A 20,828-nucleotide genomic window follows, 5' to 3' on the forward strand; every position below is an offset into this window, starting at 1 on the left:
GACTGGACTCCGATTCGTTCCCTTATCCCTGCCCCAACCGAGTTTCATCCCGACCCGTCCCCGAATCACACCTTCGAGGGACTCGTGAGAGAGCGTGCCCTGTGGCTGACGTACCTGCCGATCTTGCCGCAGTGTGGCCACGCGTATTGGAGCAACTCCTCGGAGAGGGCCGCGGGCAGGGAGTCGAGTCCAAGGACGAGCACTGGATCCGCCGCTGCCAGCCCCTCGCGCTGGTCGCGGACACCGCCCTGCTCGCCGTACCGAACGAATTTGCGAAAGGCGTACTGGAGGGCCGCCTCGCCCCGATCGTCAGCGAGACCCTGAGCCGCGAATGCGGCCGCCCGATCCGCATCGCGATCACCGTCGACGAGACGGCGGGCGAACCCACCGGTCCGGCTCCGCAGGCGCCCCAGGCACCCCCCTCCCGCCCCCAGCCCCGCTACGAGGAGCCCGAGCTCCCCGCCGGCCAGGGCGGCCGCGAGGACTACCGCGACGAGTACGAGGGCTACGGCCGCGGGCCCGGCAACCGCGCCGACCAGCTCCCCACCGCCCGGCCCGCCTACCCGCAGGAGTACCAGCGCCCCGAGCCCGGCTCGTGGCCCCGCCCCCCGCAGCAGGACGACTACGGCTGGCAGCAGCAGCGCCTCGGCTTCCCCGAACGGGACCCCTACGCGTCCCCGTCCCAGGAGCCCTACGGCCAGGAGCCGCCGCCCTACTCCCACGAGCCCCACGCCCCGTACCAGCAGGACTACCGGCCGCAGCCCCCGGAACGCCCGTCGTACGACTCCCCCCGCGGCGAGTACGAGCAGCCCCGGAACGACTACGACAAACCCCGCGGCGACTACGAGAAGTCCCGGGGCGAGTACGACGGCCCGCGCGGCGACTACGACCAGCAGCGGGGGGACTACGAGCAGCAGCGCGGCGACTACGACCAGCGCGGTCCCCGCCGGGACCTGCCCGAACCCCCGGCCGGCTCCGGACACGTCCACCGCGGCGGCCCCGTCGGCCCCGGACCCGCCACCGGAGCACCCGGACCGCTGGCCGCACAGCCCGCGCCGGCCACCGGCCCGGGCGAGCCGACCGCGCGCCTGAACCCGAAGTACCTCTTCGACACCTTCGTCATCGGCGCCTCCAACCGCTTCGCCCACGCAGCGGCCGTCGCCGTCGCCGAGGCACCCGCCAAGGCGTACAACCCCCTCTTCATCTACGGGGAGTCCGGGCTCGGCAAGACCCACCTGCTGCACGCCATCGGGCACTACGCGCGCAGTCTCTACCCCGGCACGCGCGTGCGCTACGTGAGCTCGGAGGAGTTCACCAACGAGTTCATCAACTCCATCCGCGACGGCAAGGGCGACAGTTTCCGCAAGCGCTACCGCGAGATGGACATCCTGCTCGTCGACGACATCCAGTTCCTCGCGGACAAGGAGTCGACGCAGGAGGAGTTCTTCCACACCTTCAACACCCTGCACAACGCCAACAAGCAGATCGTGCTCTCCAGCGACCGGCCGCCCAAGCAGCTGGTGACGCTGGAGGACCGGCTCCGCAACCGCTTCGAGTGGGGGCTGATCACCGACGTCCAGCCGCCGGAGCTGGAGACCCGCATCGCGATCCTGCGCAAGAAGGCGGTGCAGGAGCAGCTCAACGCCCCGCCCGAGGTACTGGAGTTCATCGCCTCGCGGATCTCGCGCAACATCCGCGAGCTGGAGGGCGCGCTGATCCGGGTGACGGCCTTCGCGTCGCTCAACCGGCAGCCGGTGGACCTGGGCCTCACCGAGATCGTCCTCAAGGACCTGATCCCCGGTGGCGAGGACTCGGCCCCCGAGATCACCTCGACGGCCATCATGGGCGCGACCGCCGACTACTTCGGCCTCACCGTCGAGGACCTGTGCGGCACCTCGCGCGGGCGCGCGCTGGTGACGGCCCGGCAGATCGCCATGTACCTGTGCCGGGAGCTGACGGACCTCTCGCTGCCGAAGATCGGTGCGCTGTTCGGCGGCCGGGACCACACCACGGTGATGCACGCCGACCGCAAGATCCGCAATCTGATGGCCGAGCGGCGCTCGATCTACAACCAGGTCACCGAGCTCACCAACCGCATCAAGAACGGCTGACGACCGCCGGCACCGGCCACGAAGGCGCCTCCGGGACCCCCGGGGGCGCCTTCTCGCGTGTCTCCTGCCCGCCCCCGCCCGTGTCTCCGCCCGCTCATGCCCGCCTCCGCCCGCCCCCGCCCGTCTCCGTGGCTCCACCGGCTCGTACGGCTGTCCTGTCCGTTGTTCGAATACCTGCCGGGTTACGGCCGTCCTCCACAGATTCGGTCAGTTTTTTCCGTCCACACCTTGGGGACTGGGAAGTTGTCCCGATCCTGTCCACAGGCCAGGCTGGTGAGGGATCATCAGGGCAGGTCAGCTCCCTGTGGATTCGTGGACGAGCGATCTCCACAGGCTGTGGACGAAGAAATGATCCACAGGCTGTGCATTCAGTTGTCCACGGGCAACCCACAGGCTGGCGGCAGTTGTCCCCAGCGATCCCCAGCTTCTCCACACGCCTGTCCACTGTTCGGCAACGCGACGCGCCCTGTCACCGCGTCGAGTGAAAGGCGTCACACCAGGCTGCCTGGTTGGGCTGTGGGAAACACGGGTAAAGCTGGGGACGGCGCTGGGGAGAAGTCGCCTCTCCCTGTGCACGGTGTGTGCAGAACTTTCCGTTCTCCACAGACGGGCCCGGTTGTCCACCGGCTCCGCCCACAGGGTCCGTGGACAAAATTCGTGCTCTGACCTGCGCAAACGAGGTTATCCACGGTATCCACAGGCCCTACTACTACTGACGACTAGAGAGAGTGCGGAATCCGTTTCGAAGCGGGTCCTGTGCACAACTCGCCCTCTCGAGCCCGACCGCCCCTCGTCACGACTTGACCCCGAACGGCACCTACTGTCAGTGGGGTGCGTCAGACTGGTCCCCGGTGTTCTGCCCCTCACAGCGGCGGACGACACCGGTCAGACGACGAAGGCGAAGCAGGGCGAACAGCGCCGGCAACAGCAGGAGGCGGCAACAGTGAAGATCCGGGTGGAACGCGACGTACTCGCGGAGGCCGTGGCCTGGGCGGCCCGCAGCCTCCCGGCCCGTCCGCCGGCGCCGGTCCTCGCGGGCCTGCTGCTGAAGGCCGAGGAGGGGCAGCTGAGCCTGTCCGGCTTCGACTACGAGGTCTCGGCGCGGGTGTCCGTGGAGGCGGAGATCGAGGAGGAGGGCACGGTCCTCGTCTCGGGCCGCCTGCTCGCGGACATCTCCCGCGCCCTGCCCAACCGGCCGGTGGAGATTTCCACAGACGGTGTACGGGCGACGGTGGTCTGCGGTTCCTCGCGGTTCACCCTCCACACCCTGCCGGTGGAGGAGTACCCGGCGCTGCCGCAGATGCCGGAGGCGACCGGCACGGTGCCCGGCGAGGTCTTCGCCTCGGCCGTGCAGCAGGTGGCCATCGCCGCGGGCCGCGACGACACGCTGCCCGTCCTGACCGGTGTGCGCATCGAGATCGAGGGCGACTCGGTGACGCTGGCCTCCACCGACCGGTACCGCTTCGCGGTCCGCGAGTTCCTGTGGAAGCCGGAGAACCCGGAGATCTCCGCGGTCGCCCTGGTGCCCGCCAAGACGCTCCAGGACACCGCCAAGGCGCTGACCAGCGGTGACCAGGTGATCCTGGCGCTGTCCGGCTCGGGCGCGGGCGAGGGCCTGATCGGTTTCGAGGGTGCCGGACGCCGGACGACCACGCGTCTGCTGGAGGGCGACCTCCCGAAGTACAAGACGCTGTTCCCGACCGAGTTCAACAGTGTCGCGGTGATCGAGACCGCCCCCTTCGTGGAGGCCGTCAAGCGCGTGGCCCTGGTCGCCGAGCGCAACACCCCGGTGCGGCTCAGCTTCGAGCAGGGCGTGCTCATCCTGGAGGCCGGCTCCAGCGACGACGCACAGGCTGTGGAAAGGGTGGACGCCCAGCTGGAGGGCGACGACATCTCGATCGCCTTCAACCCGACCTTCCTGCTGGACGGCCTGAGCGCGATCGACTCCCCGGTCGCCCAGCTCTCCTTCACGACGTCCACGAAGCCGGCGCTGCTCAGCGGCAAGCCCGCGGTGGACGCGGAGGCGGACGAGGCCTACAAGTACCTGATCATGCCGGTGCGGCTGAGCGGCTGAGCCGCGCATCCGGCCGGTGCACCGTCGGTGACTGTCCACAGGGTGGGGACGAACCCGCAGGTGAGGGCATACGTCTGAGCGCGTATGCCCACAGCTGTGCACGGGCGTCCGGGTTTAGGCTCGACGCGGGTACGAAAGTGCCGCGGCACGCATCCGGCGGGTACGGAGGTGCCGCCTTGCCACCTCGCACACCTAAGGAACGCAACTGATGGAGCTCGGTCTCGTCGGCCTCGGCAAGATGGGCGGCAACATGCGCGAGCGGATCCGCCGCGCGGGCCACACCGTCGTCGGATACGACCGCAATCCGGACCTCGCCGACGTCCACAGCCTGGAAGAGCTTGTGGGCAAGCTCAGCGCACCGCGCGTGGTCTGGGTGATGGTCCCGGCCGGCGAGGCCACCCAGGCCACCGTCGACCGGCTCGGCGAGCTGCTGGAGCCCGGCGACGTCGTCGTGGACGGCGGCAACTCCCGCTGGACGGACGACGAGAAGCACGCCGGGGAGCTGGCGGCCAAGGGCATAGGCTTCGTCGACTGCGGCGTCTCCGGCGGCGTGTGGGGCCTGGAGAACGGCTACGCGCTGATGTACGGCGGCGACGCGGAGAACGTCGCCAAGGTGCAGCCGGTCTTCGACGCGCTCAAGCCGGAGGGCGACTTCGGCGCCGTGCACGCCGGCAAGGTCGGCGCGGGCCACTTCGCGAAGATGGTCCACAACGGCATCGAGTACGCGATGATGCAGGCCTACGCCGAGGGCTGGGAGCTGCTGGAGAAGATCGACTCCGTGGAGAACGTCCGCGAGGTCTTCCGTTCCTGGCAGGAGGGCACGGTGATCCGCTCCTGGCTGCTCGACCTCGCGGTCAACGCGCTCGACGACGACGAGCACCTGGACGGGCTCCGGGGTTATGCACAGGACTCCGGTGAGGGACGCTGGACTGTGGAGGCGGCGATCGACAACGCGGTGCCGCTGCCCGCGATCACGGCGTCGCTCTTCGCGCGGTTCGCGTCCCGGCAGGACGACTCGCCGCAGATGAAGATGATCGCCGCGCTGCGCAATCAGTTCGGCGGCCACGCGGTCGAGAAGAAGTAGGCAGCACCCGAGGGCCTCGCGCCCGAGGGACGAAGACGAACACCCGGGAGGTCGGCGCACGACCATGCACGTCACGCATCTGTCGCTGGCCGACTTCCGTTCGTACGCCCGGGTCGAGGTGCCCCTGGACCCGGGCGTCACCGCCTTCGTGGGGCCCAACGGGCAGGGCAAGACGAATCTCGTCGAGGCGGTCGGCTACCTCGCCACCCTCGGCAGCCACCGGGTCTCCTCCGACGCCCCCCTGGTGCGCATGGGCGCCGAGCGTGCCGTGATCCGGGCCCAGGTCCGGCAGGGCGAACGGCAGCAGCTGATCGAGCTGGAGCTGAACCCGGGCAAGGCCAACCGTGCCCGGATCAACCGGTCCTCGCAGGTCAGACCGCGTGATGTGCTCGGCATCGTACGGACCGTGCTGTTCGCGCCCGAGGACCTGGCGCTGGTGAAGGGCGATCCCGGCGAGCGGCGCCGGTTCCTGGACGAGCTGATCACCGCCCGCTCCCCGCGGATGGCGGGCGTGCGCTCGGACTACGACCGGGTCCTCAAGCAGCGCAACACCCTGCTGAAGTCGGCCGCGCTGGCCCGCCGGCACGGGGGGCGCACGATGGACCTGTCCACGCTCGACGTCTGGGACCAGCACCTCGCGCGCGCGGGCGCCGAGCTGCTCGCCCAGCGCCTGGACCTGATCGCGGCCGTGCAGCCGCTGGCCGACAAGGCGTACGAGCAGCTGGCCCCTGGCGGGGGTCCGGTCGCCCTGGAGTACAAGCCGTCGGCGCCCGGCGAGGCGCACACGCGTGAGGACCTGTACGAGCAGCTGATGGCGGCGCTCGCCGAGGCGCGCAAGCAGGAGATCGAGCGAGGCGTCACGCTGGTCGGTCCGCACCGGGACGACCTGCTGCTCAAGCTCGGTTCGCTGCCCGCCAAGGGGTACGCCTCCCACGGCGAGTCGTGGTCGTACGCGCTGGCGCTGCGGCTGGCCTCCTTCGACCTGCTGCGGGCCGAGGGCAACGAGCCGGTGCTGGTGCTGGACGACGTCTTCGCCGAGCTGGACGCGCGGCGCCGGGAGCGGCTGGCGGAGCTGGTGGCGCCCGGGGAGCAGGTGCTGGTGACGGCCGCGGTCGACGACGACGTACCGGACGTGCTGGCGGGGGCGCGGTGCACGGTGGCGCAGGGCACGGTGGAGCGCGTATGAGCGCGGACGTACCGGAGCCGGGCCCCGGGCAGTCCCCCGGCGAGCGCGGGAGCGGCGGCCCGGAGCCGTCCGGCGTCGACCTCGCGCGCGTGGCGCTCAGGGCGGCGCGGGAGGCGGCACGCGCGCGTGGGGACGCGGCCCAGCAGAAGAAGCAGGCGCGTCGTGGCGGTCTGCGCTCGGGCGCGCGGGCCGACGGCCGTGACCCCATGGCGCTGGGTTCGGCGATCAACCGGCTGATCACCGAACGCGGGTGGGAGACGCCGGCCGCGGTGGGCGGGGTGATGGGCCGCTGGCCGCAGATCGTCGGTGAGGACGTGGCGAAGCACTGTGTCCCGGAGCGGTACGACGAGGACGAGCGGGTGCTGGTGGTGCGCTGCGACTCGACGGCCTGGGCGACGAACCTGCGGCTGCTCGCGCCGACGCTGGTGGCCCGTCTCAACGAGGACCTGGGGCACGGGTCGGTGCGGATGATCAAGGTGCTGGGGCCCGGTGGCGCGGGTGGTCCGGGTCGCCGGTACGGGCCGTTGCGGGCGCCCGGCAGCCAGGGTCCGGGGGACACCTACGGGTGACGTCGGGGCGGTCTGGCACCCCGTCAGGGAGACGTGATGTACCTCACAAAATTGGTCGACGGCGGCCCGTGTGAACCGCCGGCGCGCGCTGAGTCGTACCTCTGTGCGCGGCGCCGGAGCGGGATCTGACTCCCAAGTAGCAAAGGGTTGACGCCCCGAAGCGCTGAGTGCCGTTGTGAGCCTCTTGAGGCCCCCATCCGCATATCGGGAGTCGGACAAGGCTCGTTCAGGGCGGCACATGCGGACTCAGGCACCGGCAAACCCCCATCAGTGTCAGTGGTACCGGTAGAATGGGAGAGAATCCCGCCCCGAACGTGGGGACCGTCCGGGACTAGCTGAGCAACGCTGATCAAGGCTTACCAACGCGACATGCCGCAGCCGCTCCGGCAACCTGCCGACGAGCCCGGCTCGTGCTGTGCCAGAAAGGGCGCTTCGTGGCCGATTCCGGCAACCCCAACGAGAACAACCCGTCCACCGACACCGGCGTGAACGACGTGGTGAGCACCTCGCCCGGCGAGGCTCACGACTCGTACGACGCCAGTGCCATCACCGTCCTCGAGGGTCTGGACGCGGTCCGCAAGCGACCTGGTATGTACATCGGTTCAACCGGTGAACGGGGTCTGCACCACCTGGTGCAGGAGGTCGTGGACAACTCCGTCGACGAGGCGCTGGCCGGTCACGCGGACACGATCGACGTCACGATCCTCGCCGACGGCGGTGTCCGGGTCGTGGACAACGGCCGCGGCATCCCGGTGGGTATCGTCCCGTCCGAGGGGAAGCCCGCCGTGGAGGTCGTGCTGACCGTGCTGCACGCGGGCGGCAAGTTCGGCGGCGGCGGCTACGCGGTCTCCGGCGGTCTGCACGGCGTGGGTGTCTCCGTCGTCAACGCCCTTTCGACGCGGGTCGCGGTGGAGGTCAAGACCGACGGCCACCGCTGGACGCAGGAGTACAAGCTGGGCGTCCCCACGGCGTCGCTGGCCCGGCACGAGGCCACCGAGGAGACCGGCACGTCGGTCACCTTCTGGGCCGACGGCGACATCTTCGAGACCACGGACTACTCCTTCGAGACGCTCTCCCGGCGCTTCCAGGAGATGGCCTTCCTCAACAAGGGTCTGAAGATCAACCTCACCGACGAGCGCGAGTCGGCGAAGGCCACCGCCGGCGCGGACGAGGCGGGCGAGGACGAGAAGCACGAGGACAAGAGCGTCTCGTACCACTACGAGGGCGGCATCGTCGACTTCGTGACGTACCTCAACTCCCGCAAGGGAGAGCTGGTGCACCCGACCGTGATCGACCTCGAGGCCGAGGACAAGGACAAGAGCCTGTCCCTCGAGGTCGCCATGCAGTGGAACGGCGGCTACACCGAGGGCGTGTACTCGTTCGCCAACATCATCCACACGCACGAGGGCGGCACGCACGAGGAGGGCTTCCGCGCGGCGCTCACCTCGTTGATCAACAAGTACGCGCGCGACAAGAAGCTGCTGCGCGAGAAGGACGACAACCTCACGGGTGACGACATCCGCGAGGGTCTGACGGCGATCATCTCGGTCAAGCTGGCGGAGCCGCAGTTCGAGGGCCAGACCAAGACGAAGCTGGGCAACACCGAGGTGAAGACCTTCGTGCAGAAGGTCGTCTACGAGCACCTGACGGACTGGCTCGACCGCAACCCCAACGAGGCCGCGGACATCATCCGCAAGGGCATCCAGGCGGCCCACGCGCGCGTGGCGGCCCGCAAGGCCCGCGACCTGACGCGCCGCAAGGGTCTGCTGGAATCGGCCTCGCTGCCGGGCAAGCTGTCCGACTGCCAGTCGAACGACCCGACCAAGTGCGAGATCTTCATCGTCGAGGGCGACTCGGCCGGCGGCTCCGCCAAGTCCGGCCGGAACCCGCAGTACCAGGCGATCCTCCCGATCCGCGGCAAGATCCTCAACGTGGAGAAGGCGCGCATCGACCGGATCCTGCAGAACCAGGAGATCCAGGCGATGATCTCCGCGTTCGGCACCGGTGTGCACGAGGACTTCGACATCGAGAAGCTCCGCTATCACAAGATCATCCTGATGGCGGACGCCGACGTCGACGGCCAGCACATCAACACCCTGCTGCTGACCTTCCTGTTCCGCTTCATGCGGCCGCTGGTCGAGTCCGGACACGTGTACCTGTCCCGCCCGCCGCTGTACAAGATCAAGTGGGGCCGGGACGACTTCGAGTACGCGTACTCCGACCGCGAGCGCGACGCGCTGATCGAGATGGGCCGCCAGGCCGGCAAGCGCATCCGTGAGGACTCGGTCCAACGCTTCAAGGGTCTCGGCGAGATGAACGCCGAGGAGCTGCGCATCACGACCATGGACCAGGAGCACCGCGTGCTCGGCCAGGTCACGCTCGACGACGCCGCGCAGGCCGACGACCTGTTCTCGGTGCTGATGGGCGAGGACGTCGAGGCCCGGCGCGCGTTCATCCAGCGCAACGCCAAGGACGTCCGCTTCCTCGACATCTGAGTCGGTCTCAGCTGACCGCACCAGGAAGGACCTTCACCAGCAATGACCGACGAGAACACTCCTGTGACCACGCCCGAGGGTGACGCCCTGGCGATGCGTGTCGAGCCCGTCGGGCTCGAGACGGAGATGCAGCGCTCGTACCTCGACTACGCGATGTCCGTCATCGTCTCGCGCGCGCTGCCCGACGTCCGCGACGGCCTCAAGCCCGTGCACCGCCGCGTGCTGTACGCCATGTACGACGGCGGCTACCGCCCCGAGCGGGGTTTCTACAAGTGCGCCCGCGTCGTCGGCGACGTCATGGGCAACTACCACCCCCACGGCGACTCCTCCATCTACGACGCCCTGGTCCGCCTCGCGCAGCCCTGGTCGATGCGGATGCCGCTCGTCGACTCCAACGGCAACTTCGGCTCCCCGGGCAACGACCCGGCCGCGGCCATGCGGTACACCGAGTGCAAGATGGCGCCGCTGTCGATGGAGATGGTCCGCGACATCGACGAGGAGACCGTCGACTTCACGGACAACTACGACGGCCGCTCCCAGGAGCCGACCGTCCTGCCCGCCCGCTTCCCGAACCTGCTGATCAACGGCTCGGCGGGCATCGCGGTCGGCATGGCGACCAACATCCCGCCGCACAACCTGCGCGAGGTCGCGGCCGGCGCCCAGTGGTACCTGGAGAACTACGAGGCCTCGCACGAGGAGCTCCTCGACGCGCTCATCGAGCGCATCAAGGGCCCCGACTTCCCGACCGGCGCCCTGGTGGTGGGCCGCAAGGGCATCGAGGAGGCCTACCGCACCGGGCGCGGCTCGATCACCATGCGCGCGGTCGTCGAGGTCGAGGAGATCCAGAACCGCCAGTGCCTGGTGGTCACCGAGCTGCCCTACCAGGTCAACCCGGACAACCTCGCGCAGAAGATCGCCGACCTGGTGAAGGACGGCAAGATCGGCGGCATCGCCGACGTCCGCGATGAGACGTCGTCCCGCACCGGCCAGCGCCTGGTCATCGTCCTCAAGCGGGACGCGGTCGCCAAGGTCGTCCTGAACAACCTGTACAAGCACACCGACCTGCAGACCAACTTCGGCGCCAACATGCTGGCCCTGGTCGACGGCGTGCCGCGCACCCTGTCCCTGGACGCGTTCATCCGACACTGGGTGAACCACCAGATCGAGGTCATCGTCCGCCGTACGCGCTTCCGGCTGCGCAAGGCGGAGGAGCGGGCGCACATCCTGCGCGGTCTGCTCAAGGCCCTGGACGCCATCGACGAGGTCATCGCGCTGATCCGGCGCAGTGAGACCGTCGAGATCGCGCGCGGGGGCCTGATGGACCTCCTGGAGATCGACGAGATCCAGGCCAACGCGATCCTGGAGATGCAGCTGCGCCGCCTGGCGGCCCTGGAGCGGCAGAAGATCGTCCGGGAGCACGACGAGCTCCAGGCGAAGATCACCGAGTACAACGAGATCCTCGCCTCGCCGGTCCGCCAGCGCGAGATCGTCAGCGGGGAGCTGGCCGCGATCGTCGAGAAGTACGGCGACGACCGCAAGACCAAGCTGATCCCGTACGAGGGCGACATGTCCATCGAGGACCTGATCGCCGAGGAGGACATCGTCGTCACGGTCACCCGTGGCGGCTACATCAAGCGCACCAAGACCGACGACTACCGGGCGCAGAAGCGTGGCGGCAAGGGGGTGCGCGGCACGAAGCTCAAGGAAGACGACATCGTCAACCACTTCTTCGTGTCGACCACGCACCACTGGCTGCTGTTCTTCACGAACAAGGGCCGGGTCTACCGCGCCAAGGCGTACGAGCTGCCGGACGCCGGCCGGGACGCGCGCGGCCAGCACGTGGCGAACCTGCTGGCCTTCCAGCCGGACGAGACGATCGCCCAGATCCGCGCGATCCGCGACTACGAGGCGGTGCCGTACCTGGTCCTGGCCACCAAGGCCGGCCTGGTGAAGAAGACGCCGCTGAAGGACTACGACTCGCCGCGCTCCGGCGGTGTCATCGCGATCAACCTGCGGGAGCAGGCGGACGGCAGCGACGACGAACTGATCGGAGCCGAACTCGTCTCGGCCGAGGACGATCTGCTGCTGATCAGCAAGAAGGCGCAGTCGATCAGGTTCACCGCGTCGGACGACACGCTGCGTCCGATGGGGCGTGCCACCTCGGGCGTCAAGGGCATGAGTTTCCGCGAAGGGGACGAGCTGCTCTCGATGAATGTTGTTCGAGCCGGTACGTTCGTGTTCACTGCCACCGACGGCGGTTACGCGAAGCGCACCTCCGTCGACGAGTACCGCGTCCAGGGTCGCGGTGGCCTCGGCATCAAGGCCGCCAAGATCGTCGAGGACCGCGGGGAGCTCGTGGGCGCGCTGGTGGTCGAGGAGAACGACGAGATCCTCGCCATCACGCTCTCTGGCGGTGTGATTCGTACGCGAGTCAGCGGGGTCAGGGAGACCGGCCGTGACACCATGGGCGTTCAACTGATCAATCTGGGCAAGCGCGATGCCGTCGTCGGCATCGCACGCAACGCCGAGGCGGGACGCGAGGCGGAGGAGGTCGACGGCGATGTGGCCGTCGACGAGACCGCCGAGGGTGCCGCGACCACCGGCACGGACGAGGGTGAGGCGCCCTCGGCCGAGTAGCACGAGGAGAGAGTCATCGTGAGCGGAGCCACGGGCGCCGGATCGGCCGGTACCCCCACGGGTACGGAAACGGGCGGCGGCGGCCGTGGCTCCGCCGCGCGTGCGACGGATTCGCACACGACTCAACTGCGCAAGATCGACGACGGAGCGACCGACTCGCACTCGGGGAGCTCGTCCTCAACGCATGGATCCCAGGGGGGAACTGTGACGGACACCCGAGGCCAGCGGACTCAGCAGGCGGCCTCGCCGCTGCCGGGGGAACGGCAGCCACAGCAGCCCGGCGGGCCCTACCACCCGCCGCAGGCGTACCAGACCCAGGGCGGCAACGCGTCCGCCGTGCGCCGCCCGCGCACCGGCGCACGCACCACGCCCCGCGTCCGCAAGGCGCGCCTGCGCGTGTCGAAGGCCGACCCGTGGTCGGTGATGAAGGTCAGCTTCCTGCTCTCCATCGCCCTCGGCATCTGCACCATCGTCGCGTCGGCCGTGCTGTGGATGGTCATGGACGCCATGGGTGTCTTCTCCACGGTCGGCGGCACCATCGCCGAGGCCACCGGCTCCAACGAGTCCAACGGCTTCGACCTGCAGTCCTTCCTGTCGCTGCCCAACGTGCTGATGTTCACCACGATCATCGCGGTCATCGACGTCGTCCTCGCGACGGCCCTGGCCACCCTCGGCGCGTTCATCTACAACCTCTCCGCCGGCTTCGTCGGCGGGGTGGAGCTGACGCTCGCCGAGGACGAGTGATCCGCGAGCCGTCTCCGGTCTCCGGCCGCGCGACAACCGATTTTGGGACTGCCCGCCTCGTGCGCTAATCTTCAGGAGTCAGCGCGCGGGACATACACCGCAGAGCGCGGCGGGGCTATAGCTCAGTTGGTTAGAGCGCATCCCTGATAAGGATGAGGCCACAGGTTCAAATCCTGTTAGCCCCACCAGCGAAAAGACCCCCAGCCGGCAACGGCTGGGGGTCTTTGACATCCATGGCTGACATCAACGGCGGTCACGGAACCAGCCCCAGTTCCCCGGCGTCGTGCAAGGTACGCACGCTTCGTGGAGGAGGACTGTGGAAGGCGATCCGCCGTGGTGGGCGATCTTCGTGATCTCAACCGGGGTGACAGCGGTTCTCGGGGCGATCTTTCTGTCCGTGGTCGCCGCAGTGGCTCTCAGCGTGATCTGGGTGCGCGGCAGGATCCGCCGCCGCCCATCCAGCGGGCACGTCAGCCGATGAGCGGATCTTCCAGGAGTTCGGCGAGCATGCCCACCGCTTCCCGCTCGCTGTCGCCCACGACGTGCGTATAGACGTCCATGGTCATGCTGATCTGGCTGTGTCGGAGGATCGCCTGAGCGACCTTGGGATGGACCTTCAGGAAGGCCAGCAGGGTCCCGCAGGTGTGCCGGGCGAGGCGGACCGTGATCCGGCGGACGCCGGCGCGCTTGACGAGTCGATCGAAGGTGCGGGAGAAGCCCACCGGGTCGATCATGCCGCCGTGCTCGGAGGAGAAGATCAGGTCATGGTCCGGCTCCTGAGACCAGTGCTCACCGGCGATCTTCCGTTCCAGCGCTTGCAGCTCCCGGCGCTCATCCAGGACCCGGGCGCAGAACTCGGGGAGCGGGAGCACGGCCTGTGAGGACTCCGTCTTGAGGTCCTTGAGGACCAGGCCGACGCCCTTGACGCGCTGCACCTGCTTGACCGGGGTGAAGCGGCCGGCCTCGAAGTCGATGTCCTGCCAGCGCAGCCCCAGCACCTCACTACGGCGGAGCCCGATGACCAGGACGAGGACGCAGGCCGCGTAGAGCCGGTGGGCACGCACGGAGCGCAGGAAGGCGATCGCCTCGCGGGCGTTCCACGCCGTACCCCTGTCCTTGCTGACCTTGGGCATGTCGACCAGGAGAGCGACGTTCCGCGTGATCAGCTCCTCGCGCATGGCCCGATTCAGGGCGTTGCGGAGGACCCGCAGGACCTCGAAGCGGGCCGAGGCGCCGACCTTCTCCCGGGTCAGCGTGGCCATGAACGCCCGGATCTGCGCCGGGGTGAGCTTGACCAGCGGTTTCTTACCGAGGTGAGGCAGCAGGTAGAGCCGCACCTTGGACTCGTACTTAACGTACGTGTTGTGCTCGCGCTCCGGAGCGACGATGTGCTCCAGCCAGTAGGCCAGCCACTCGCCGAGCGTCCAGGACCGGGAGGGCACGGGGACGCCGTTGCGCTCCTGATTCTGGAGCTTGCCCAGCTTCTCGTTCGCCTCGTCCCACGTCCGGCCGTACACATACTTGCGCACCCGGTTGCCGTCCGTGTCGGTGACGTACGCGGCGCCCTGGTACCGACCATCGGACCGCTTGGTGATCGTCCCGCCGCCGTTGGGTCGACGCTTCGCCATCAGGCAGCCTCCCCGATCTGGCCAACGATGAAGTCGCGGACCGCGTGGTCCGGGATGCGACGGCACCCGTCGACCTTGATGGACACGAGGCGATGGGTGCGGATCAGGTCGTAGACCTTGGTCCGGCCCACCTTCAGCCGCGCCATGACCTCGGGCACGGTCAACAGCTCCGGGGCAGCGGTGGTCATGTAGCGGCTCCTTCCAGGTCGAGCAGGGCGGGTAGTTCCTCGCGGGCGGTTTCGCGGTTGAGCTGGATGTCGTGGCGGATGTTGGCGGCGAGCCAGGATTCGCCGGGGGTGTGGCCGTGGCCGGCGTAGGTCCAGTGGGCGAGGGTCAGCGTGGTCGCGTCCTCGTCGTCGGGGTCGGGCAGGCCGAGGGCGGCGCGTTGCTGGGCGGCGCGGTAGTCGGCGCGGGTCTGGCGCAGTTCGCCGAGGGTGGTCGAGTAGCGCCGGGACTTGGTGGAGAAGTGGCCGCGGAAGCCGAGCATGTGGGCCCAGTCGCGGAGCTTGCGGTCCGGGTAGAGCGCGTGGAGGTCGAGGCACGCGGCGATGAGCCGGGCCGGGTGGTCTGGGACGCCGAGCAGGACCAGGGCGTCTTTGCTGCCGATCCGACGGTCCACGGTGCCGGTGGTCTCGGCCGCTTTCGTGGCGTACTTGGCGACGTAGGAGGCGACCGCCTGTTCGGTGATGTCCTCGCCGTCGCCGAAGGCCCGGATGGGGCGTACGTCGAGCTGCGTTCCCCACGTGAGGGTTCGGGCGGGCTGGTCCCCAGAGGGGTCCACGTCGACTTCCACGCGGGCGGCGGCGGCATGGATCGCGTCGGTGAGCAGGTCGAGGGTCGCCCACGCCGGCGGAGGCGAGTCGGGCCCGTCGGGACCGTCGAAGCGGATCACGGCGTGGAAGTGCACGGCCCCGCGCTTCTGGTACTCGGCGACCTTCCCGAACGAGACTCGGGACTGTTCGCGGGCGGCTTTCTGCGTGAGGCCGGCGTGCTTGGCGATCTCGCGGCGCAGATAGATCGTGAAGTAGCGCCACAGCTCGGAGGCGTGGTTGTTCCACAGCACCGCGCCCGCGTAGTCGTAGCTGTCGGAGTCGAGCGGGGTGCCCAGCTCCGGAGCGTTCTCGGCGTGCCGGGTGCCGCAGCGGCAGGGCCGGTTTCCGGGCCGGTTGTGGACCGGACCGAACGAGGGCGCGGTGAGGGTGGCGAACACCCGCGGGTGCTCCCGGATGGTGTGCGGGGTGCCCTTGGCAGGGTCGCCGACGAGGCCCGCGCGGATCAGGTGGTAGGTATCGCCGGCGTACGTCCAGGCGCACGAGGGGCAGCGGGAGGCCCGCCGGTTGCCGCACGCGAGGCGAAGCCGTCCGCCGGGCTCGGTGTCGGTCGAGTACGAGTGCAGCACCTTGCCAGTGGCAGCGTCGCGGGTGACGGTCGAACCTTGCAGGTGGATGGGGTCGGAGCAGCCGCCGGTGCGGCGGATCTGGTCCCGGATGCGGTCGAAGCCGGTGGACCCGGCCAGCCTCAGCACGTCGGCGAGGGTGGCCGGGTCCAGGCCTGCCATGGTGGCGGAGTCGCTCACGCAGCCACCTCCAGGGCGGCGGGGACCAGGTTGCGCAGGGCTGCGGTGGCGAGCAGGGGCGGGACAGCATTGCCGATCTGCTCGAACTGCCGGGTCTTGGTGCCCTGGAAGGGGTAGCCGACCGGGAAGGTCTGGAGAGCGGCAGCTTCCTGGACGCTGATGCGGACGGATTCCGGACCCGCGGGACCGGCCTTCTCCCATGCCACGTCGTTGCTGGCCTTGGCGAACAGCAGGGTTGCGGCGGGTTCGTCGGTGCGGCGGACGGTGGCATTGCGGCGGTTGCTATGACGCAGGACCCACGAGCCGCGCCGTTGGGCGTCCATGAGCGCCTTGCGGCCCGAGGTGGGAAAGGGCTCCGGTCCCCCGTTCTTGCCCCCGCCGGCGGTGACGGTGGGGACGGGGCGGTCGGTTGCGCCCCAGCCAAGGGCAGCGGCCATCGTTACCCACGGCGCCAGGGCGGGGCCGAACAGGGTCTCGGGCCCGGGGTCCTGGGCGTGGGTGGGCTCAGGCGGCGCCACGGCGCGGGTGCAGGAGGCGAGGAGGAAGGCCCTGCGGCGGGTCTGGGGAACGCCGTAGTCGGCGGCGTTGAGAACCCCGGTCCACACCGAGTAGCCGTGCTCGCGCAGGATTCCGGCGGTGTGAGCGAACAGGGGCGCTACCGCGGGGACCTCTTCCAGGGCGATCCAGTCGGGACGCAGGTCGAGGGCGTACCGGAGAGGTTCGACGACCAGCAGGGAACGCGGGTCGGTGCAAGCCGTACGAAGCGCGTCGCGGGTGTCCCTCCCACATGCGAGGTCAACAAGGCCCTGGTGGCACAGGTCGCGGTCGGTGTTCCCGGCGCGCAGGCCAGCGGCGCTGAACGTCTGGCAGGGCGGGGAACCGATCAGCCCCGAGACCTTCCCGCGGAGGGGCGCGGTGGGGTAGGCGGCCACGTCGGCACGGATCGTGGTGTGCCCGGCGGCAGCACGGGTGGCACAGGCCGCCGGGTCGATCTCGATACCGACATCCTGGAGGCCGAGGGCGCGCAGCCCCTCAGACCAGCCGCCCGGGCCGGCGAAGAGGTCGAGGACGTGTGTCCGGGCGGCGCTCACCGGTCGTCCTCCTTGACGGTGTGGGCGTCGATCCACTCTTCAGCGCACACCTTGTGCACGGGCTTGCCCCGGTCGGAGCGCAGCGGGGTCGGCTTGGTGCAGATCACGCACGGCTGGTCGCCGGAGTGGTCGTAGTGCTCGGGAGAGCGCCAGTCGAGGAGAGCCACCGCGATCACCGACCCGTCCGGACGAGCGCGACGGGAACCGTGTGGCCGGTGCCCTTGCAGGCCGGGCAGGTGACGCGGAGGGTGGCGCGGGAGCCGTCGGCGTGGCGGGTGCCGGCGGTGATGGCGACCGTGGCGAAGCCGTCGCAGTCGCGGCAGACGCGCGTGATCTGGGCGTGCTGGGGCATGATGAGGCTTCCCTTTCGGGTCCGTTGGATCTGGATGGGTGGAGCCGTCCGGGGCGGCGGATCTTTGGCGAGAGAGCCGCCCCGGAGGGCGTTAGCGGCGGCGGTTGCGGCGCTTGGAGTAGGCCGGCGGGATCGCGTCGTAGGATCCGCGGCCCTGCTCGAACGAGGTGCGGTCACCGTCGGTCAGGCCGGACTCGCCGATCTGCCGGGTGATGCGCCGGACCGTCTTGCGGTCGCCGTGGCGCTTGGCGATGGCGTACTCACGCCCGAGTTCGGTCATCTCGGGGTTGGCCGGGGTGTCGTTGCTCTTACGGCTGAAGAAGCCCATGTCAGATGCCCTTCCGTGTCTTGGATGTGCGGTTGATCGTGTAGGTGAGGCCGCCGGTGGCCGACAGGACCGCTACGGCGGCGCCGGCGACGACCTGGACGAGGAAGGCGATGACCAGCAGCAGCGCGACCGATCCGGTGAGGACGACGAGCGTCAGGACGATCGGGCCTTTGTAGGAGCGGGGCGCCTGCTGGACGATCACGATGCGTCGCAGGTCGGTGCCGGGCGGGATCTGCCGGTAGAGGTCGGCGGGGATGTGTCCGGCGCGGATCTGGTCTTCGGGCAGCTGCATGGCGTGCCTCCTTTCAGGTGCAGCGGTGGGTGCGGGCGGCGAGTTCGGCGGCCGACCGGTCGCCGTATTCGTTGGAGAAGCCGCACTTCGGGGCGGTGCAGGCGGCGGTATGCCGGGTCTGGCCACGGCCGTTGTTGAACGAAGCCACTTGGACCGGGCCGATGCGGATCACGTCGTAGAAGCGGTTCGGGCGCACGCGGGTCACCTCCTTTCAGGCGAGTTGGGCGACGATCGCGCCGGCGAGGGCTTCCGGGACGCCGAGGCGGACGCGCAGGGTGGCGGTGTCGATGTCGGCTCCGGTGCGCGTGCGGTGCTCGGCCGCGACCTTCCGTGCGTGGTCGACCAGCGCGGGCGGCACCGCGGGAACCGAGGCAGCAGTCGGGGCCTTCGGCAGTGCCGGGGCAGGCTCCGGCGTCGGGATCTCCGGGGCGGGAACTGGCTCCGGGGCCGGTTCAGGGGCCGCGGGGCGGTCGACGACCGGCACGGGCCGAGGCTCGGGAGCTGGGGCCGGTGCGTGGTCGGTGGGGGTGTGGGCGAGGAGGGTGCCGCCGAGGAAGGCCAGCGCGGGCCAGCCGGCGACGAGGATGCGCAGCCAGGCCGGAACGTGGTCGAGGTCGAGGAGCCCGGCGGTCGCGACGTTCGCGCCGAGGGAGGCGACCAGGGCGACCAGGAACCAGAACCAGGCCAGCTTCGAGCGTTCGGTGCGCAGCCGGCGCCACACGGCGACCAGGAGCAGGTCGACGGAGACGGGGTAGGCCCAGGCCTTCCAGCCGGTCTGTCCGGCCGCTTCGGCAAGGTCGTGCAGGTGGGCGAAGGACAGGGCACCGGCGATCACGGCTTGGATGAGTACGGCGTCGATGCGGATCGAGCGGAACACGACTCTTCACCTCCCTCCGGTCAGGGCTGCGGGGACACCAGCGGCGGAACGGTGGGCATCGGCGGCACCTGCCGGGCAGGCGGCCGGAACGGCGCCAGGAACGGCAACTCCGGGGTCAGGTGCGCGAACTGTCGGCACACGGCGGCTGCTTCGGCCGGCGTGGTTTCCGGGGTGCGGATGCGGGACCAGCCACCGGAGGTGTCACCGGCCACCGCGACACCGGGACGGTCGGCCCGGATCGAGGTCGCCGCCGTCACCGCGTCCGGGGCGATGTCGCCCAGGCCCATTTCGGCGGTCTGCTTGTCGTTGACGCGGTGGACGACACGGCCGGTGAGCTGGGCACGGAGAGCGGTGGCGCCCCTGCCGAGGTCGGAGCCGAAGCGCTGCCCGCAGACTTCCAGGTAGATGCCGATCGCGCGGGCCATCTGCCCGAGGCGCACCAGTTGCATGACTGTCCGGTCGCGGGCCGTTTCGTCCTTCTTCGAGGTGACGAAGAACAGCTCTGCCACCTCGTCGATGAGGACGACCAGCGGCACCGGCCGCAGTTTCGCGGGCAGGTCCCACACGTCGGAGACGCCGTGCAGGGCGAGGAGATCGAAGCGTTCGCTCATCTCCAGGACCAGTGCGTCTATCAGCCGTCCGGCCATGTCCGGGTCGGTGGCCAGGGCCGACAGGCGAGGCGCGTAGCGGCTGTGCTCGACACCGCGCTTGCAGTCGATGCCGATCAAACCGACCGGGAGCTTGGCCAGGCCCTTGACCAGGTTGCGCTGGTACACGGACTTGCCGGACTGGTTCGCGCCCAGGGTCAGCGCCATGGGGACCGCGCGGTAGTCCCGCTCGAAGACCGTGCCGTCCTCCCGCAACGCCACCGGAAACCGAAGGCCGGAAGGCTGTGCGGAGCGCGGGAGACGGACCCGGCGCAGCACGTCGTAGCCCGTCATCCGCAGCTCCACGAACCCCGGCTTGGTCTCCGCCACGGTCACCGACTGGACACCGAAGGCGTGGCGCAGCCGCTCCGAGGAGGTGGCCACGTCGGCGGGCTCCAGGCCGGCGGGGAGGCGCAGCGTGATGCGCAGCCCGGTTGATGAGGGCCGGACGCGGCGGACCTTCGGCGGCACCGGCCGCACCTCACGGCGGGCCAGGTTGCGCGTCATGAAGGCGCGGAACCCGGACGGCTGGACCGTGAGTCCGCACACCTCCATCGTCGACGCGTACGAGAAGGTGAACCGGCCCCACGTCAGCGGCAGACCCACGGTCGACCAGTACACGCGCGGCGCTCGCTGCTTCGCGTAGCCGACACCGCCGGCGCCCACTAACGCGCCCGTGGCCTCCAGCCACATCGTCAGGTCGCTCATGGTCAGGCCGCCGAGGTGATCGCGACCGCGCGGAACGAGATCCCGTGGCGCTTCTGGCCGTTGAACTCGTTCTCCCAGTCACGGGCCTTGAGGCCGACCACCCGCACCGGCACGCCCGGGGCGAGACCCTCCGGGTAGCCGGTCTCCGGGATGGTGACCTGGTAGAGGTTGCCCTCCCCCTCGTCCGAGACCAGCAGGCCCACGGTCGACAGCCCCGCACCGGTGTCCCGGTCCACGGCCCGCTCACCGGTCTTCTTGTTCGCCATCTTCGGTTCCGGCGCAGTCGCCACGAACACCACGGCGGTGGAGAGGTCGATCTTGAAGGACGGCATCAGAACTCCCTGCTTGACGATGGAGCAGCCCAAAGAGGGCCGCACATCTCCCGCTGTCCTAGGACTGCGAGCGACAAGAGAGATACTGCACCGCAGT

General features: G+C 69.7%; 20 protein-coding genes and 1 tRNA gene. 9 read left to right on the top strand and 12 right to left on the bottom strand.

Annotation, left to right across the window (positions count from 1 at the left end):
- Window positions 1–101: 101 nt before the first annotated feature.
- The 9 genes from dnaA to Sco07f_RS06325 all read left to right on the top strand — a co-directional run bounded on the left by dnaA (window position 102) and on the right by Sco07f_RS06325 (window position 13,088).
- On the top strand, window positions 102–2,111 hold the full coding sequence (gene dnaA / locus Sco07f_RS06280; protein ID WP_087790259.1) for a chromosomal replication initiator protein DnaA: 2,010 nt from the start codon (window positions 102–104) through the stop codon (window positions 2,109–2,111).
- 943 nt (window positions 2,112–3,054) lie between these two features.
- Window positions 3,055–4,185, top strand: a complete 1,131-nt coding sequence (gene dnaN / locus Sco07f_RS06290; RefSeq protein ID WP_007388949.1) for a DNA polymerase III subunit beta — start codon at window positions 3,055–3,057, stop codon at window positions 4,183–4,185.
- A 208-nt stretch (window positions 4,186–4,393) separates the two neighbouring features.
- Window positions 4,394–5,269: a phosphogluconate dehydrogenase (NAD(+)-dependent, decarboxylating) gene (gnd, locus tag Sco07f_RS06295; RefSeq protein WP_108987205.1), complete on the top strand. Its 876-nt coding sequence runs from the start codon at window positions 4,394–4,396 to the stop codon at window positions 5,267–5,269.
- Between the two features lie 64 nt (window positions 5,270–5,333).
- Complete coding sequence (recF, locus tag Sco07f_RS06300; RefSeq protein ID WP_007388951.1) at window positions 5,334–6,455, top strand: DNA replication/repair protein RecF; 1,122 nt, start codon at window positions 5,334–5,336, stop codon at window positions 6,453–6,455.
- Window positions 6,452–7,024 (top strand): DciA family protein, encoded by a 573-nt coding sequence (locus Sco07f_RS06305; protein ID WP_054102981.1) that lies wholly within the window; start codon window positions 6,452–6,454, stop codon window positions 7,022–7,024. The genes recF and Sco07f_RS06305 overlap by 4 nt, the downstream gene beginning before the upstream one ends.
- Before the next feature lie 434 nt (window positions 7,025–7,458).
- On the top strand, window positions 7,459–9,519 hold the full coding sequence (gyrB, locus tag Sco07f_RS06310; RefSeq protein ID WP_174855311.1) for a DNA topoisomerase (ATP-hydrolyzing) subunit B: 2,061 nt from the start codon (window positions 7,459–7,461) through the stop codon (window positions 9,517–9,519).
- A gap of 42 nt (window positions 9,520–9,561) precedes the next feature.
- Window positions 9,562–12,156, top strand: coding sequence for a DNA gyrase subunit A (gyrA, locus tag Sco07f_RS06315; RefSeq protein ID WP_007453397.1), 2,595 nt, complete (start codon window positions 9,562–9,564; stop codon window positions 12,154–12,156).
- Between the two features lie 18 nt (window positions 12,157–12,174).
- Window positions 12,175–12,900: a DUF3566 domain-containing protein gene (locus tag Sco07f_RS06320; RefSeq protein WP_007453395.1), complete on the top strand. Its 726-nt coding sequence runs from the start codon at window positions 12,175–12,177 to the stop codon at window positions 12,898–12,900.
- A gap of 111 nt (window positions 12,901–13,011) precedes the next feature.
- Window positions 13,012–13,088, top strand: a tRNA-Ile gene (locus tag Sco07f_RS06325).
- A 282-nt stretch (window positions 13,089–13,370) separates the two neighbouring features.
- On the opposite strand, the gene Sco07f_RS06330 is transcribed toward Sco07f_RS06325, so the two are convergent.
- The 12 genes from Sco07f_RS06330 to Sco07f_RS06385 form a co-directional block, all read right to left on the bottom strand.
- Window positions 13,371–14,528: a tyrosine-type recombinase/integrase gene (locus Sco07f_RS06330; protein ID WP_108987206.1), complete on the bottom strand. Its 1,158-nt coding sequence runs from the start codon at window positions 14,526–14,528 to the stop codon at window positions 13,371–13,373.
- Window positions 14,528–14,716, bottom strand: a complete 189-nt coding sequence (locus Sco07f_RS06335) for a helix-turn-helix domain-containing protein (RefSeq protein ID WP_007453452.1) — start codon at window positions 14,714–14,716, stop codon at window positions 14,528–14,530. The genes Sco07f_RS06330 and Sco07f_RS06335 overlap by 1 nt, the downstream gene beginning before the upstream one ends.
- Window positions 14,713–16,104, bottom strand: coding sequence for a replication initiator protein RepSA (repSA, locus tag Sco07f_RS06340; RefSeq protein WP_108987207.1), 1,392 nt, complete (start codon window positions 16,102–16,104; stop codon window positions 14,713–14,715). Before repSA ends, Sco07f_RS06335 begins: the two co-directional genes overlap by 4 nt.
- Window positions 16,101–17,195 (bottom strand): DNA cytosine methyltransferase, encoded by a 1,095-nt coding sequence (locus tag Sco07f_RS06345; RefSeq protein WP_108987208.1) that lies wholly within the window; start codon window positions 17,193–17,195, stop codon window positions 16,101–16,103. The genes repSA and Sco07f_RS06345 overlap by 4 nt, the downstream gene beginning before the upstream one ends.
- On the bottom strand, window positions 17,192–17,362 hold the full coding sequence (locus Sco07f_RS40055; RefSeq protein ID WP_167468036.1) for a hypothetical protein: 171 nt from the start codon (window positions 17,360–17,362) through the stop codon (window positions 17,192–17,194). Before Sco07f_RS40055 ends, Sco07f_RS06345 begins: the two co-directional genes overlap by 4 nt.
- Before the next feature lie 5 nt (window positions 17,363–17,367).
- Complete coding sequence (locus tag Sco07f_RS06355; RefSeq protein ID WP_108987210.1) at window positions 17,368–17,547, bottom strand: hypothetical protein; 180 nt, start codon at window positions 17,545–17,547, stop codon at window positions 17,368–17,370.
- Between the two features lie 91 nt (window positions 17,548–17,638).
- Window positions 17,639–17,875: a hypothetical protein gene (locus tag Sco07f_RS06360; protein WP_108987211.1), complete on the bottom strand. Its 237-nt coding sequence runs from the start codon at window positions 17,873–17,875 to the stop codon at window positions 17,639–17,641.
- Window position 17,876: 1 nt separating this feature from the next.
- Window positions 17,877–18,167 carry a hypothetical protein gene (locus Sco07f_RS06365; protein ID WP_108987212.1) on the bottom strand — a complete coding sequence of 97 codons (291 nt, stop codon included), beginning with the start codon at window positions 18,165–18,167 and terminating at the stop codon, window positions 17,877–17,879.
- A 13-nt stretch (window positions 18,168–18,180) separates the two neighbouring features.
- Window positions 18,181–18,363 (bottom strand): mobile element transfer protein, encoded by a 183-nt coding sequence (locus tag Sco07f_RS06370; RefSeq protein WP_108987213.1) that lies wholly within the window; start codon window positions 18,361–18,363, stop codon window positions 18,181–18,183.
- A 15-nt stretch (window positions 18,364–18,378) separates the two neighbouring features.
- Window positions 18,379–19,044, bottom strand: a complete 666-nt coding sequence (locus tag Sco07f_RS06375) for a DUF2637 domain-containing protein (RefSeq protein WP_108987214.1) — start codon at window positions 19,042–19,044, stop codon at window positions 18,379–18,381.
- 20 nt (window positions 19,045–19,064) lie between these two features.
- Window positions 19,065–20,399, bottom strand: coding sequence for an FtsK/SpoIIIE domain-containing protein (locus Sco07f_RS06380; protein ID WP_108987215.1), 1,335 nt, complete (start codon window positions 20,397–20,399; stop codon window positions 19,065–19,067).
- Between the two features lie 2 nt (window positions 20,400–20,401).
- On the bottom strand, window positions 20,402–20,731 hold the full coding sequence (locus Sco07f_RS06385; protein WP_108987216.1) for an SCO3933 family regulatory protein: 330 nt from the start codon (window positions 20,729–20,731) through the stop codon (window positions 20,402–20,404).
- Window positions 20,732–20,828 lie beyond the last annotated feature (97 nt).

The organism is Streptomyces coelicoflavus, assembly GCF_003112555.1.
GTDB classification, from domain to species: Bacteria; Actinomycetota; Actinomycetes; order Streptomycetales; family Streptomycetaceae; genus Streptomyces; species Streptomyces coelicoflavus.

Bases quoted from the DNA above. Each gene is read 5' to 3' on its own strand.
- Sco07f_RS06305 (WP_054102981.1), top strand. From the start codon at position 6,452: ATGAGCGCGGACGTACCGGAGCCGGGCCCCGGGCAGTCCCCCGGCGAG.
- Sco07f_RS06380 (WP_108987215.1), bottom strand. From the start codon at position 20,399: ATGAGCGACCTGACGATGTGGCTGGAGGCCACGGGCGCGTTAGTGGGC.
- Sco07f_RS06330 (WP_108987206.1), bottom strand. From the start codon at position 14,528: ATGGCGAAGCGTCGACCCAACGGCGGCGGGACGATCACCAAGCGGTCC.
- Sco07f_RS06335 (WP_007453452.1), bottom strand. From the start codon at position 14,716: ATGACCACCGCTGCCCCGGAGCTGTTGACCGTGCCCGAGGTCATGGCG.
- Sco07f_RS06385 (WP_108987216.1), bottom strand. From the start codon at position 20,731: ATGCCGTCCTTCAAGATCGACCTCTCCACCGCCGTGGTGTTCGTGGCG.
- gyrA (WP_007453397.1), top strand. From the start codon at position 9,562: ATGACCGACGAGAACACTCCTGTGACCACGCCCGAGGGTGACGCCCTG.
- Sco07f_RS06360 (WP_108987211.1), bottom strand. From the start codon at position 17,875: ATGGGCTTCTTCAGCCGTAAGAGCAACGACACCCCGGCCAACCCCGAG.
- Sco07f_RS06365 (WP_108987212.1), bottom strand. From the start codon at position 18,167: ATGCAGCTGCCCGAAGACCAGATCCGCGCCGGACACATCCCCGCCGAC.
- gnd (WP_108987205.1), top strand. From the start codon at position 4,394: ATGGAGCTCGGTCTCGTCGGCCTCGGCAAGATGGGCGGCAACATGCGC.
- Sco07f_RS06355 (WP_108987210.1), bottom strand. From the start codon at position 17,547: ATGCCCCAGCACGCCCAGATCACGCGCGTCTGCCGCGACTGCGACGGC.
- recF (WP_007388951.1), top strand. From the start codon at position 5,334: ATGCACGTCACGCATCTGTCGCTGGCCGACTTCCGTTCGTACGCCCGG.